14 protein-coding genes are annotated in these 14,430 nt (G+C 63.0%); 6 read left to right on the top strand and 8 right to left on the bottom strand.

Translation table 11 applies throughout. The features are described from left to right. Window positions 1-79 precede the first annotated feature (79 nt). Window positions 80-1,270: a hypothetical protein gene (locus Q7S20_04370; protein ID MDO8501060.1), complete on the top strand. Its 1,191-nt coding sequence runs from the start codon at window positions 80-82 to the stop codon at window positions 1,268-1,270. A gap of 8 nt (window positions 1,271-1,278) precedes the next feature. On the opposite strand, the gene Q7S20_04365 is transcribed toward Q7S20_04370, so the two are convergent. From Q7S20_04365 to Q7S20_04355, 3 genes are all read right to left on the bottom strand, one after another. Continuing rightward, complete coding sequence (locus Q7S20_04365; protein MDO8501059.1) at window positions 1,279-4,026, bottom strand: UPF0182 family protein; 2,748 nt, start codon at window positions 4,024-4,026, stop codon at window positions 1,279-1,281. Between the two features lie 48 nt (window positions 4,027-4,074). Beyond that, on the bottom strand, window positions 4,075-4,500 hold the full coding sequence (locus Q7S20_04360; protein MDO8501058.1) for a hypothetical protein: 426 nt from the start codon (window positions 4,498-4,500) through the stop codon (window positions 4,075-4,077). Window positions 4,501-4,656: 156 nt separating this feature from the next. Beyond that, a complete protein-coding gene (locus tag Q7S20_04355; GenBank protein MDO8501057.1) occupies window positions 4,657-5,022 on the bottom strand; it encodes a four helix bundle protein in 366 nt (121 codons plus the stop codon). Between the two features lie 337 nt (window positions 5,023-5,359). Between Q7S20_04355 and Q7S20_04350 the strand changes: the two genes are divergently transcribed. After that, a complete protein-coding gene (locus Q7S20_04350) occupies window positions 5,360-7,084 on the top strand; it encodes a M28 family peptidase (protein MDO8501056.1) in 1,725 nt (574 codons plus the stop codon). Window positions 7,085-7,103: 19 nt separating this feature from the next. Here Q7S20_04350 and Q7S20_04345 read toward each other — a convergent pair whose 3' ends face one another. Next, window positions 7,104-7,841 carry a class I SAM-dependent methyltransferase gene (locus tag Q7S20_04345; protein ID MDO8501055.1) on the bottom strand — a complete coding sequence of 246 codons (738 nt, stop codon included), beginning with the start codon at window positions 7,839-7,841 and terminating at the stop codon, window positions 7,104-7,106. Continuing rightward, the gene (locus Q7S20_04340; protein ID MDO8501054.1) at window positions 7,838-9,670 is read right to left on the bottom strand and encodes a DUF2339 domain-containing protein; all 1,833 of its coding nucleotides are present in this window, start codon (window positions 9,668-9,670) and stop codon (window positions 7,838-7,840) included. Before Q7S20_04340 ends, Q7S20_04345 begins: the two co-directional genes overlap by 4 nt. Window positions 9,671-9,875: 205 nt before the next feature. Between Q7S20_04340 and Q7S20_04335 the strand changes: the two genes are divergently transcribed. Beyond that, the gene (locus tag Q7S20_04335) at window positions 9,876-10,136 is read left to right on the top strand and encodes a hypothetical protein (protein MDO8501053.1); all 261 of its coding nucleotides are present in this window, start codon (window positions 9,876-9,878) and stop codon (window positions 10,134-10,136) included. A 7-nt stretch (window positions 10,137-10,143) separates the two neighbouring features. Then, entirely contained in the window at window positions 10,144-10,533 is a 390-nt protein-coding gene (locus Q7S20_04330) for a hypothetical protein (protein MDO8501052.1), read from the top strand. Window positions 10,534-10,552: 19 nt separating this feature from the next. Here the strand turns inward: Q7S20_04330 and Q7S20_04325 are convergent, their stop codons facing one another. The 3 genes from Q7S20_04325 to Q7S20_04315 all read right to left on the bottom strand — a co-directional run bounded on the left by Q7S20_04325 (window position 10,553) and on the right by Q7S20_04315 (window position 11,982). After that, the gene (locus Q7S20_04325) at window positions 10,553-11,236 is read right to left on the bottom strand and encodes a hypothetical protein (GenBank protein ID MDO8501051.1); all 684 of its coding nucleotides are present in this window, start codon (window positions 11,234-11,236) and stop codon (window positions 10,553-10,555) included. Window positions 11,237-11,360: 124 nt separating this feature from the next. After that, window positions 11,361-11,666, bottom strand: a complete 306-nt coding sequence (locus Q7S20_04320; protein ID MDO8501050.1) for an MFS transporter — start codon at window positions 11,664-11,666, stop codon at window positions 11,361-11,363. Next, on the bottom strand, window positions 11,653-11,982 hold the full coding sequence (locus Q7S20_04315; protein ID MDO8501049.1) for a type II toxin-antitoxin system HicB family antitoxin: 330 nt from the start codon (window positions 11,980-11,982) through the stop codon (window positions 11,653-11,655). The genes Q7S20_04320 and Q7S20_04315 overlap by 14 nt, the downstream gene beginning before the upstream one ends. 569 nt (window positions 11,983-12,551) lie before the next feature. On the opposite strand from Q7S20_04315, the gene Q7S20_04310 reads away from it, so the two are divergent. Together Q7S20_04310 and Q7S20_04305 are read left to right on the top strand one after the other, a co-directional pair. Next, window positions 12,552-12,821: a protein kinase gene (locus Q7S20_04310; GenBank protein ID MDO8501048.1), complete on the top strand. Its 270-nt coding sequence runs from the start codon at window positions 12,552-12,554 to the stop codon at window positions 12,819-12,821. A 153-nt stretch (window positions 12,822-12,974) separates the two neighbouring features. After that, window positions 12,975-14,126 carry a tetratricopeptide repeat protein gene (locus Q7S20_04305; GenBank protein MDO8501047.1) on the top strand — a complete coding sequence of 384 codons (1,152 nt, stop codon included), beginning with the start codon at window positions 12,975-12,977 and terminating at the stop codon, window positions 14,124-14,126. The last annotated feature ends 304 nt before the right edge of the window (window positions 14,127-14,430 follow it).

Raw genomic sequence — 14,430 nt, 5'->3', positions numbered from 1 at the left:
GGACATTCCTGATGGAATCACTCGTACTTGCCGCTTACATCGCACGGCGCGATTATGAAGGACCGGAGGATCACGAGAGATGAGCACAACCCACCGCGAGAGACTCCTCTCGCTCGATGTCTTCCGCGGACTCACAGTTGCCGGAATGCTGCTGGTGAACAATCCCGGCACCTGGGGCGCCATCTACCCGCCGCTCGAGCATGCCGCGTGGAACGGATGGACGCCGACGGATCTCATCTTCCCATTCTTTCTTTTCATCGTCGGAATAACGACGCACCTGTCGCTCACCGCCCGGCGGGCCCGCGGCGATGACGACGGCAAGCTCTTACGACAGATCCTCCGCCGCGGAGGGATCATCTTCCTGCTCGGATTCCTGATGGCGGCGTTCCCGTTCTATCAGTGGGGGACGATCGAGGGAATGGCGAACCCGTCGCTGTGGGACCGCATCGTATTCAGGGCCGAGCACGTCCGCTTTCTGGGTGTGCTTCAGCGGATTGGCCTCGTTTATGTCTTCGCCGCTCTGCTGACGCTCCGGACGACGCTGAAGCAGCAGGTCGTGATCGTGGCGGCACTACTATATGGATACTGGTTCGCGATGACCCTGATCCCGATCCCCGGGAAGGACATCGGCGCGCTGCTGCTCAACGTTCCCAGTGAGACGCTGGCGGCATATCTCGACCGCGCGATCCTGACGCCGAATCACATCTGGAGCGGAAGCGTCACGTACGATCCGGAGGGTCCGTTCTCGACCATCCCCGCCATCGGTACGGCGATTCTCGGAGTGATTGCCGGGCGATGGATCGGACAACCCCGCCCGCTGATCGAGCGCATCGCCGGATTGTTCGCGGCGGGCTGCCTCGCGATGGTGGCCGGTCTGATGTGGAACTGGTCTTTCCCTATCAACAAGAACATCTGGACGAGCTCCTACGTCCTGTTCACCGCGGGAATGGGCTGCGCCGGGCTCGCTACGATCATGTGGCTCACCGACGAGCATAACGTTCGCTGGTGGACGAAGCCGCTGGCGATCTACGGCATGAATCCGATCGTAGCGTTTGTCGGGTCGGGAGTGCTGGCGCGGATCATCTACACGCTCTGGAAGGTTCCGTACAACGGCAAGCCGACGCCGGTGGAGAGCGTGATCTACAACGAGGTCTTCGCGCCGTTCATGGAGGCCCGCAACGCGTCGCTGGCGATGGCGTTCGCGACGGTCGTGTTCTGGTTCGCGATCCTGGCTTTCCTTTATCGCCGGAAGATCTTCCTCAAGATCTGAGCCGGCCCCTACCGGCGGCTCCCGGTGTTGAGTCGTTGCAGGATATCTCCGAGCGCCTGGATCTCCTTGCCGTAGAGAGCCCAGTCACCGGACCGCTGCGCGGCAACTGCGCGCTCGTAGTGCGACCTCGCCTCCGCGATCAGCGCGGAGTTGGACGGTGCGGCAGGCGCTCCGATTGTTGCCGGCGCGGCGCGCGTCGTGTCGCCGGGCATCGGCGGCGTCGCGTTGTCCTCGGCGCGCGGTACGTCGCCGCCGAAGAGAGTGGCAAGCCCTGCCTCGAGGGTCTCGCGCATCACCACCCTGTTCTTATACGCGACGACCACGCGCTTGAGCTCCGGGATTCGGCCGCCCTCGGCGCGGAGATATATCGGCTGCACGTAGATCAGCGCCTCCTCGATCGGAATTACGAGAAGCTCGCCGCGAATCACCTCGGAGCCGCGCTGGTCCCATAGCGTGAGCTCGCGCGAGATGTCGGGGTCCTGGGCAATGCGCGACATGATCTGCCGCGGGCCGTACACCAGACTCTGCTTCGGGAAGCTGTACACGCGCAGCTTGCCGTAATTCGCTCCATCATTCCGGGCGATCATCCACGACGCCAGATTGTCCTTCCCCTTCGGCGTGAATGGCGCCATGTAGATGAACTCGGCCTGCTTTTCCTCGGGCAGCCTCATGACGATGTGCCGCATGAAACGGTTCTCGCCGTCCGCCTTGTCGCCGATCGCCGGAACCTGCCACTGATCCTCCCGGTGGTAGAATGTCTCCGGCGCATCCATGTGATATGTCGCGTACAGCGACGACTGTACCCTGAACAGATCGGTTGGATAGCGAAGGTGCGCACGAATGTCCGCGGGCATCGCGCCGGCCGGCTTCAGCAGCCCGGGGAAGATCTTCGAATACGTTCGCGCGATCGGATCCGCGGGGTCGATGACGTACGCATCCACCGATCCATTGTAGGCGTCGATCACAACCTTGATGCTGTTGCGCATGTAGCTGGTGCCATCGCTCAGGCGTTGCGAATACGGATAGCGATCGGTGGAGGTGTAGCCGTCGAGCATCCACTTCAGCTCGCCGTTGGCGGCGACGACCATATACGGATCCTGGTCGAACGTCAGGAACGGCAGAGCGAGGCGCGCCCGGCGACTTATCTCCCGATTGTACAGAACGCGGCTGTCCGCCCCTATGTCGCCCGAAAGGAGAATATTGAGCGCGCCGAACCGCATCGCGAACATCGCTCTCCTGAAGAACGATCCGACGCGGACGCCGCCGGTTCCCGTATATCGCGTGTAAATGGACTCCTCGCCCGACGGATAGTCGAACTCTTTCTGCTTCGTGTTGACGAAGACGTGATCGCTGGTCAGCTCGCCGAAGTAGATCTGCGGGCGCGTCACCTTGAGGGAGACCGAAGACACGGGAGGCAGATCCTTGACGAACAGCACCGGAAGACCTTCCGTCGTCACCTCGTTCACCGGGCCGAGCGTCAGACCCATGCCGTGAGTGAACGTGAGATGCTGGTTGATGAACGTCCGCGTCGGAAGCTTCGCCGCGTTCAGCTCGCGCGGTGCCAGCAGCACCTGGCGATACCGGCCGTTGATCACGTAACGCTCGTCATCCACCGAGACGAAATCGTAGTACGTGCGGATCTCCTGGAGTTGCCCGAAGGTCTGGAGCAGCGGATCGCGGTCCCACAGGCGCACGTTCTCGACGGTGGACGTATTCGAGCGGATGTCGGCGATCGACAGTGACGCGTCTCCCGTGAGAGTGCGTTCCTCGACGCTGTCGAGGCCCCACGCCGTGCGTGTCGCACGAATGTGGCTCTTCAGCTGCGGCGCCTCGCGCGTGAGCTCAGTCGGGTCGACGATGAATCTCTGCATTCCCCAGGGAAAGAGACCACCCACCACGATCGAGACCGCAACGTACGCCAGGAACGATACGAACGTGAACCAGACGATCTTGCGACGGAGCACGCCGTATATCACGAGGGCGGCACCGACGAGCGCGGTACCAGCGATGATGTGCAGGGCCGGCAGATTGGCGTGCAGGTCCGTGTAGCTTGCGCCTACGAGAGGCCCAGTCGTTGAGTAGAGGAGCTCCGGAATCCGCACGAGCCAGATCTGCACCGCGGTCAGCAGCAGGAACGCAACGAGAAGTCCGGCGACATGTCCGTCGGCCGGCGACTGCAGGCCGATCCGCTGCGGCGGAAGAGTGACGCGGCCTCGAAGGAGATGCAGCACCAGCGACGCAACCAGGGTGAAGATCACCAGTCCGCGCAGCATCCCGATCAGCGACGCGAGACCCGGCAGCACGAAGACGTAGAAGCCGATCTCCCGGCCGAACACCGGATCGGTGACTCCAAAGGCCGAGCGATTGCTGAGCTGGAGAATCTCCATCCATCTGCCCGCGGCAGCCATGCCGAAGAGCAACGCAACGACTCCGCCGATCGGCGCGACGAGCTTCGAAAGAGAGCGGCCGATGTCCACCGGCGGCAAGTCCGGGCTGACACGCCACAGCACTGGCGCCTTCGACAGGCCCCTTGTGGCAAAGCGCGCGTTGAGCGTGATGAAGAGAAATGCGACAATGGTGGCGCCGACGAAGAGAAGCGTCTTCGTGACGAGCTCGGTCGTGAACACCGGCTGAAATCCGATTTCGCGGAACCAGAGCCAGTCGGTGATGAATCCGACCAAGGTGGGGAGCGCGCCGAACAGGAGAAATACGGCACCTACGATCCAGAGAGGACGGAGCAAACGCATTCTGTTCATCTCAGTGAGGCCTTATGAGCGAGAAACCGGCGCGTCGCCGGCAGACAGTTACCTGCCGAATGTCACGTGATAGTTGGTGCCCTGCGACCGGATGATCCCCTTGAGCGTATCGGCTTTCGCCAACTCTCCCACGAAGGTACCGGCGCCGAGCAGATCCAGTACGACCTGACTTACTTCGTTTCGTCCGGTCACGATGCTCGAATCGGCACAAACCAGGCCGGGCGTGCAGGCGTTGTCGGTGCGACCCTGGGCTCTCCACTTGCCGATCACGATCCCCGGAGACGGCTGCGCCAGCGTCATCTCGATGTTGGAGATGTACAGGTCGCGGTCGAAGGAACGCCAGACTCCGGTGAGGTCGGACTTCGACGGATCCGTCGGCTCTCGCCCGCAAGCGGCAATGAACAGAACGGCGGTCGCCACAAGGAGCACCGACGAGCTGCGAGAGAGAGACCATAAAGTGCGGACGTGAATCACATGCTAATAATAGAGGGTATTCGCCGATCCGGGTGCGAATCCCGCTACCCGTTACCCGTTACCCGCTGCCCGCTGGCCGCTGCCCGCTGCCCGTTGCCCGTTGCCCGTTGCCCGCTACCCGTTGCCCGCTGCCCGTTGCCCGTTGCCCGTTACCCGTTACCCGTTGCCCGTTGCCCTGAGCTTTTTCAGAAGCCCGTGCAGCATCTTGCGGACATCCACTACGCGAGCGAGCAACCTGGTGAAGTCGTGCTGGGTTATCATTTCAAGATCGCGCGCCAGCTGAATGTGGCCCTCGAGTTCCGAGACCGAAGCGAGGGAGTACTGAACGAAGCGCGCAAACTCGCGCGGACTCGCATGCGCGCTCCCCTCCACGATGTTCGTCGGGACCGACATCGCGGCGCGAATAAGCTGGTCGCAAAGGGTTGCGCTCCTAGCTCCGCGCATGCGGGCAGCGACTCGATGCGCATCAATCGCGAGCTCCTGTGCCGCCTGCCATACTCGCAGTTTCCTGAAGTCAGCCACGCTGAATCCTTCTTCGCGGGCGGTCCGGCGCTGCCATCGTTCAATTGCACCGGGACACGCAATCGGGCAACGGGTAGCGGGCAACGGGCAACGGGCAGCGGGCAGCGGGCAGCGGGCAGCGGGTAGCGGGTAGTGGGTAGCGGGTAGCGGGCAACGGGCAACGGGCAACGGGCAACGGGTAGCGGGTAGCGGGCAACGGGTAGCGGGCAACGGGTAGCGGGCAACGGGTAGCGGGCCTGCACCGTAGCGCGACACCGATCATATTCACTGAGCCGCGACGCGCCACGACTTCTTCGACGTTCGCGCCAGACGCCCTCCAGATCACCACCGCATCATCATGATTCGCTCGATCCTTCGCGGAGTCGCCGCATCGGCCGCTCCGGTGCTTCTTCCGGCAATGATTCTCGCCGGCTGTACCGCCACCGGAGCCAGCCCGTCTCCGGCGCGCACCGTCGCCGCGATCACGCCCGCCGATGTCCGAAGCCGCATCTATCTGATCGCCGATGATTCGATGCGTGGACGCGAAGCGGGCACTGCCGACAATGTCAGGATGACTTCGTACCTCGAGCGCGAAGTCTTGCGGCTCGGGCTCGAGCCGGGCGGAGAGAACGGCACCTATTACCAGACAATTCCGATGGTCCGGCGGCGGGCGGACTCCGCATCCACTCTCGCCGTGAATGGTGAGCACCTGTCGCTCTTTACCGACTTCGTTCCGCTTCGGCCGTCATCCACGGTCCGGTTCGCGGCGGCGCTGAAGACGGGAACCTATCCGGTGATCTACGGCGGGCGGGCCGGAGACTCTACAGTAGCGCTGAGGCCCGCGGAGGTCGCCGGCCGGATCGTGATTCTCGACGCGCCGATCGGACCCAGCGGTCAGCCAACCGGCGTATACACTACGCCCGCCGGGATCGCAATCTCCCGCTTTCCCACCGCTGCTGGGATCGCCATTGCGGCGCTCGACCTGGTCACACGCGCCACGGCCAGCTCGCTTCGCTCGAGCGGCGGCGGACTGTCGGATCGCGGCACAGTCGCGCAGCCCCTTCCCTTCGGGCTGCTCATCTCGCGAGCAACGGCCGAGAAGATGATGGGATCGCGCCTCGGCTCGCTTCAGCCGGGCACACGTGGCGGAAACGTCCAGGCCGACGTGCGATTCGCCGAACGGCCCGTGACCGCCCCCGCGCGCAACGTCATCGCGATCCTGCGCGGCTCCGATCCGGCCTTGCGCGGTGAGTACGTCGCCATCGGTGCGCATAGCGATCACATCGCCGTCGCGAGAGCTCCGGTGGACCACGACTCGCTGCGCGCGTACAATCGAATCATGCGTCCCAACGGGGGCGATACGCGCGTCGCCGGCCCTTCCACTCCGACCGCAACCCAGCGCGGCATTATCCGCGCGATTCTCGACAGCCTGCGCCGCATCCGTCCGCCCCGTCCCGACTCCATCTACAACGGCGCGGACGACGATGGGTCCGGATCGGTGGCGCTGCTGGAAATCGCCGAATCGCTGGCACAGGGCAAGCGTCCGCGCCGCTCGATTCTATTCGTCTGGCACACCGCGGAGGAAGCGGGACTGCTCGGCTCGGCATGGTTTACCGGGCATGCAACAGTACCGCACGATTCGATCGTCGCGCAACTCAACATGGACATGGTGGGGCACGGTGAGAAACGGGATACGCCAACCGGCGGCCCCCGCAACGTGCAGGTGATCGGATCGCGCCGGTTGTCCACTGACCTCGGCGACGTAGTGGATTCGGTCAATGTGAGAATGCCGCAGCCGTATCTGATAGACTACTCGTTCGATGCGCCGAGACATGTCCAGAACCGGTACTGCAGAAGCGACCATTACATGTATGCCCGGACGGGAATTCCGATCGCGTACATCTCCCGCGGATATAGTCCGGACTATCACATGGTGACCGATGAGCCCCAGTACATCAGCTATGACGGACTGGCGCGGGTGGCCACCTTTGTCCGGAACATCGCGGTCGCGGTCGCCGACCGGAACGACCGCGTGAGAGTGGACAAGCCGAAGCCGGATCCGCTCGCGCCCTGCCTGCAATAGCGGATCGCGTGAGAGCGCGTCAGGTACGCGGGCGCGCCCGCACGATGAGGAATTCCGGCTGACTCATGAGCCGCGCCCATGAGTCGGGCTCCGCGGCGCGAAAGGCTTCGACGGGAACGGGCTCCACGAGCTTCTCGATGACGAAGCCGGCGTCGTCCAGCGATGCGCATATTTCGGTGAGAGAGCGGCGATAGAACTCGACGTTTCCGACCCAGTCCCAGTGATCCACCACATGCTCGGTGCCGAAGTAGTTCCGGGTTTCGAACAGCGCTGCATCGGCGGCGGGGTGATGCGTCGAGAATTGTAGCCAGCCCTGGGGCTTCAGCACCCGCAGCATCTCCCGTAGCGCCGGGCGCCAGTCGCTTATGTAATGCAGCACAAGGGGGCTGACGACCCCGTCGAATGTTGCGCCGGCGAAGGGCAGCGTCGCGTCGAGATTGGCGACCTGAACCGTGAGCCGCGACGCGACATCGCTGGCCATGCTCATCAGCCGCTCCCGCGCGAACGCGACCATCGCCGCGCTCGCATCTATCGCGTCCACCGTCGCGCCGCGGGCGAGAAGCTGCTCGGCGTACCAGCCCGAGCCGCACCCGGCATCGAGGATTCGCGCGCCTTCGATGGGCGGCAGCAGTCCGAGCATCGCCGGCCTCTCGTACAGCGCGTTGTAGGGAGCCGTATCCACATTGCGCGCGTAGTTCGCGGCGATCGCGTCGTAGCTGAAGGCGGGATCGGGCAACACCGCGTCGTCCCCGGTCATCCGGTGACCGACGGCTTGCGCCCGACCTGCAACAGGTAGCTCGTCAAGAGAAAGAGCGCTCCGCACACGAGGAACAGCAGCACGCGCCAGATCGTCTCCACTCCGGCCAGATCCAGCATGAAGAGCCGCGCGACGACAACCACGAGAGTGAATCCGCCGAGCCGGCGCAGCACTGCCGGATTCGATGTTCTCATGCTGGCCACGAGCATCGCGGTGCCGGCGAGCGCATAACTGGCCGTGACGAGCGGGCGCAAGATGTGGCCGAGCAGCCGTCCGTCCACCAGCATCAGCGCGAGGTACGCGACGATCCCGATGACAGTGGCGTAGCCGCGCTCTTCGGGGATACGGCGCGAAGTCCACCAGATCCATGCCGACGTCGCAATCGTCACGATCGCCGATGACGTCCACCACGGCTTGAATCCAGCTCCGACTGTCGTGATCTCCGCGAAAACCGTCATCGTCACGGCCCCCACGGCGGTGATCTTTGCGAGGCCGCGCGGGACTCTGAACCGCGAGCCGCGCAGAAAATACAACGCGACAAATGCGTGAGCGGCTGCTCCGATAAGGATCGTGGGAAAGACGGATACGTGGAGCGCTGTTGAGACCGGGTCGGCGAGCCATATGATGCCTGCCAGGCTCCACAGCGCCGCCGCAGCCGCTTCCACATGCGTGAACTCGTCGTCCGGCGCGCGCGCGGACGAGGCGAGCCGGAAGGCAATGACAGCTATCACGGCGGCGGCTGCGCCCCACGTGACAACGGGCGCGAATCGCCAGATCGTCGAAAGATCGAACAGCGCAAGCAACGGGCTCGACAGCGTGATCGCCCACAGCGCCGCGGAATCGAGTGACGTCGGCTGGCCGGTGACCCGTCGAATGACCGAGGATACCTCGACAAGTATCGAGTGCGACCATTCGGAAAGGAGCGGCTCGGTGTAAAGATCCGATCCGAGCGCAAGGAGTCTTCGCCGGAGAATCGGGACGCGAACCAGCATCGCGGTGCACAGCGCCACCAGCAGAGTCATCGCGATGCGCGCCGTCACCGGAGAGCCCGCCATACGTGTCGGTATCAGCGGAGACGAGCAGCAAGTGATCGCAACCGCCTCGCCGGCGTTCCACCAGAACGCGATGAACGTCAGCCAAAGAACCGACTGCCAGCCGCGCATCAGGTAGAGAACGAGGCCGACCGCCGTTAGCGCCAGGATGTACGCGGCGAATGCGGGAATGGACGGTGTCGCTGACGGAAGAAGGGCCGGCGCAGCGAAGCCGACGCCAATGGCGAGAATCGCGAGGAGCGCGCGCTTCTCGCGAAGCGCGAGCCATGCGCCGGCGATGCTCAGCGCGAAGAAAATCGCTCGCGCGCCGGACACCGGGACGAGGTGGTAGAAAACAGCACCCGCGTAAGCAGTGATGTACCAGGCGGAGAGCGCCGCTCCCATCAGCACTTCGCGCAGGCCGACGGTGTCATCGGGTGCCGGCTTCACCGTGCGCGCGATTCGCGCCGCGGCGATCATGAGACCGGCGCCGACCGCAGTACCGGCAGCGAGACGGACGACCGGCGTGATCCAGTTGCGGTCCACCGCGTACTGGTAAAGCATGATGAGCGCGAGACAAGTGAGCAGTGCTCCCCCCCTCGCCAGCCACCATTCCGCGCTTTTCCCCTGGATGGGCAACTGGGCGAACTGTGGCCGCGCGCGCGGGCCAGGGCGGATCGGATCCGCCGGCGCGGTGTTGTTGGACAGAATGGCGTCGAGACTTGCCGATACGGCAGCGAGGCCTCGCTCGAGGCGCGCGACGCGGGCATCCAGTGTCAGTTCATCGTCCGGCTGCATACGGCTGCCTCCATGTGCGACCAAAGGACTTCGAATTCGATGCGCTACCGAGCGCCTGAGCAACAAATGTGTGCAGCCGGAGGGCCGAAGCACATACGTAAGACTACGTAGCCGCTCGCGCGACTCGCCGGAATGGCTAGCTTTCGTGATCATGCACACAGATGGTCCGTCAGGCAAGAACACGTCGCACACCCGTAGCCTCTCGTTGCGATCTGCGCTCGCGATTGCCGTTCTGGGCGCGGCGATCGCCATCGGCGCGACCCTGCTGGTGCTGAGGAATCAGTACGCCACTGCAACCGAAGCCGCGCTTGCGGCTGTCGCTCTGGTTGCGTTCGGGTTCACGACGTATGGACTGCTGCAGGCAGTGCTCGCGTTCATAGACACGGCTGGCGAGCGCCGCCGTCACGAGCGTGAGGTCACCGAGCGGCGGAGGGGAGATCGTGCCCGGCAGTCAAGGCAGGGCTGAGAAGTCCATGAAATTCCGGCTGGCGATTCGACATGGAATCGCGCGGGCGGGCCGCGTCGCGGCGCTCGCGATCGTGGTCGCCGCTGCTGCCGCCTGCAGCGAGGCCAGTGGTCCGGCAGTCGCCGTGACGCTCACCCTCTATTCGGTTGACGGAGTCGTCGTGCCCGCGCAGGGTCGCACGCCGGGCGGTCGCCTGGTGTCTATCGCCGGCGGAAAACTGCAGGGCACGAACTGGGGGTTCGCCTGTGGATTCGCGTTGCGGCTGGTGGAAGGGCCGATTACGGCGGTGGACGTTCCGTCCTGCCAGCTGATGCCGGATGAGGAGCGAAGGTTCAAGGTGACGTTCGCCGATTCGCGCTTCCCCGCCGGCGAGCACGAATACCGGTTCGTGCCCTAGATCACGGATTCCCACTCACTCAACGCTCGTCCGTCCCGGCCGAATGGTGCTCCATTCTCTGCGCTCTCATGAATTCGGCGATCGCGGCGCGCGCCTCGGCATCCGCAGTGCTCATTCTGACTTCCCCGCCCCGTGGAAGGTCGGAATAGGTGTAGCTGATCAGCGACTTCTTGCGCGCCATTACCGCCGTACCCGGCATCTCTCGCATGTGCACGAATGACGGTGCGGCGAAGTCGCCCGCCGCGAACGCGTGCTGGATCTGCCTCATGTGCGCACGGATCTGCGCCACGTCGAGCGAGTCGCTGCCTTTGCTCTGAAGCTCAATGCGTCCTCCGTCGGCGGTGATGTCGAACGTATGCGCGGAGGCGTACTGATCGACACCCATCGCCATGTTGCCGCGGTGCTGCATCTCGGCGAACGAACTGTCCGACGAGCTGACGGCAGGCGCATGGCCGGATGAGCTGCAACCGTACGCAATGGATACAAGGACCAGAAGTGCCGCACCCTGCAGCATCATCCCCGCGACAATGAGACGCTTGCGACCCCACTGATCGGAGAGCATTCCGGTCCAGAGTTGGCAAATTCCCCACGTTGCAGGATAGATGAACCCCAGGATGCTTATCTCGTGCAGGGACAGACCAGCGGCGGCAAAGAAAAGGGGGAATAATCCCCACGCGATACCGTCGTTCAGATTGTTCACCAATCCAGCATGACTCGCACTGGCCAACGCCGGATCACGCCATGTCGTCCGCGCAAAGATTTCGAGCGGCGGTAGCGAAGCCTCTTTGGTATCGTCCGTTCGCTGGCTGGTCGCGCGGAGCGCAACTTCATGCTTTACATGCGCGCCGAGGTCCCACCAGATCAATCTTCATGATCACCGTTGTTGACCACGCCAACCCCTGGTTGATCCCCAGGAAAACATTGGCGGCGACGATCCATCCCCAGGTGGGGGCGAACATGATCATGAAGGGCACGGGCACGGCGAAGAGCCAGCCAATGACGAGGACTCGCTTGCGACCCCACGTGTCGCCGAGCCGGCCTGCCGCGAGGTTCGTGAGTGCCTTCACCAAACCGAACGTCGCGATGAGAACCGTTGGCAATGTCACTTGCAGAAAAGGATCATCCAGCGGCACGCTCAAGCTGCTCTTCGGCCCATTTGTTGATACTCACGCCTTCACGCTCGGCAGCACGCGTAATCGCTCGATGAACCGCTGGATCCACGCGTAGGACGAACTTCCCGGAAAAGGGTTGTTCAGGGTCTTCGCCTCTCTCTTTGCAGAAGGCGAAGTACTCCTTCATGGAGTTGGCGAACTCCCTCTTGAGCTCAGCCATGGATCGGCCCTTGAAGTTGACTACGTCGCCGATGTTGATCACTCGGCCGTGAAAACCGTTGTTCTCCTCGTCTGTCTCGATGCGGGCGACGTAGCCCTCGTATTCCAGCGTTGCCATTGTGCCTTCCCAGTCAGGATGCTGCCCAGTCGTTGAACTGCCCGTAGTGATACTCTTTTGTGCTGCCCGGCTTGCCGGGGTCAGGCTTCAACCCCGGCTCTTTCCAGAAAGTCCCTCAAGTCTCTGACCGTGTTCCTGTCAGTCTCCGGCCTCGGATGCGGTTGGTGAAACACGGCTCGCACTCCGTTTACCTCCAGCGCCACCCTGGACCCTTCCCGCTGTTGCACTGTTCCGCCGACGGCTCTGATAAGAGACTCTATCTCCGCCCATCGAATGTCTTGCGGTACGGGTCTCCTGAAGACGGCTTCGAGAGTGGACCGTTGCCGCTTGTTCATGACGAACGATATCAGAAATGGTATCAATGGTCAAGTAGGGTACGCCGTTTATCCTTCGAATCGACGGCACGAATCGGCAGCAGGTTCATTCGACCACAAACAAGAAACCCTGCCCAACAGTTGTAGCTGTAGGCAGGGCAACGAGTTGTAGTTGAGCTTGACTGTTCTTGACCGGGCGAGCGACGCTGGCCATGTTGACCTCCCCTCTACTGACTGGAACAGCCAATTCCGCCTGTGCTCCCGATCGAGCGATTAAAAAATGCCCTCAGCGGCCTGTACAGCGTCGATCGCGAGCTCGGGCGCGGAGGCATGGCGACCGTCTACCTCGCGCAGGACTCCAAGCATGATCGCACTGTCGCCCTCAAGGTCCTGCACCCTGAGCTCGCCAGTTCTCTCGGCCCCGATCGTTTCCTCCGCGAGATAAAGCTCGCGGCACGCCTGAATCATCCGCACATCCTGCCCTCGACTACGCTCACCGTCAGGGAATCGTCCATCGCGACATAAAGCCCGAGAACGTGATGCTGTACGAGGGCGAAGAGGTTCACGGAGCCGCCGAAATCGGTTCGAGCCATCCGCCCGAATATCCCCGAGAACCTCGAGCGGGCACTCACCAAGGCGATGTCCACGGACACGGAGGCCCGCTACAGGAGTATCGCAATGTTCGGACAGGCACTCGTCTCCGGCAACGTCGCGACCACCACGGATACTGCGACCGTTCCTCAGCAGGCCGTATCGGCGGCGAAGTCCGTTGCGGTGCTCCCGTTCATCAACATGAGCAACGATCCCGACAACGAGTACTTCGCAGACGGGATGGCCGAGGAGATCATAAACGCACTGTCGAAAATCCAGTCGCTCCGTGTCGCGTCACGCATGCAGTCGTTTTCGCTCAAGGCGCTGCGAGTGATCCTGACCGAGGGCGAGAAGAAGGCAATCGGAAAAGGCCGTGTCACCAACGTGCAGGCGTACGATTTCTACCTGCGCGGGCGCCAGTACTTTCACCAGCTCAGCCGGAAGAACCTGGAGTTCGCAAAGCAGATGTTCAATCGCGCAATTCAGATCGATCCTGATTACGCGATTGCGCATGCCGGTGTCGCCGATTCCTGCTCCATTCTCTACATGTATTTCGACGCGCGGGAGTTCAACCTCAAGCAGGCTGATGCAGCAAGTCTCAAGGCGCTCGAGCTGGATCCGGAGCTGGCTGAATCACACGCTGCGCGCGGACTCGCCGTTTCCCTCAGCAAGCGGTGGGACGAAGCGGCGCAGGAATTCGAGACGGCCATGCGTCTCGATCCAAAGCTCTACGAGGCGCCCTACTTCTATGCACGAGCACGCTTCGCCGAGGGTCGAGCAGGGGATTCGATCAAGCTCTTCGAGCGTGCAGCAACTTTGCGGCCCGAGGACTATCAGGCTCCGGTGCTGCTCGCACAGGCATACGACTCGCTCGGTGACAAGGCAAATGCGGAGAGCTGGTATCGCCGTGGCGTGCAGATCCTGGGCGAGCGCATGGAGCTGAATCCTGACGACACGCGAGCGCTGATTTTAGGCGGCGTTGCGCTCGCTCGGCTTGGTGAGCGCGATCGTTCACTCGACATGGCGAACCGTGCTCTGGCGGTGGACCCCGACGATTCGGCGCTTCTGTACAACGTCGCCTGTGTTTATGCGTCGCTGAACGAGAATGAGCGTGCGATCGAGGTACTGGAGCGGGCCGTTGACCGGGGGTTTGGACAGCGCGAGTGGATCGAGACAGACCCTGATCTGGCGCCGCTTCGCGGGACTCCGAGATACGAGGCGATACTGAAGGCGATGTAGGGAGGAATACAAAAAAGCCCCGCACCGCGTGCAAATGCGTTGCGAGGCTGACCGCCTCTTGCGGCGTTCCGAATGATGCGTTGGCAATGTTGTGGTGACACGCTCTGCGGGCGGAGGCATCAGGTTGTGGGCTCCTGCAGCGATAACCAGCACCGGCCAAAGATATGCCCGCAGAAAAGCCGCGATTGCTTTCCCAGGTGAAAGGCCGCATGCGCGCGCGACACCTGAGCCCGCGTACAGAGCGGGCATACGTGGGATGGATTATCCGCTATATCCGATATCACGGCACGCGGCATCCCACCGA

This window comes from Gemmatimonadaceae bacterium (assembly GCA_030647905.1).
GTDB lineage: Bacteria > Gemmatimonadota > Gemmatimonadetes > Gemmatimonadales > Gemmatimonadaceae > UBA4720.
The sequence above is the reverse complement of the archived record's forward strand: the minus strand, read 5'-3'. Positions and strand labels throughout refer to the sequence as shown.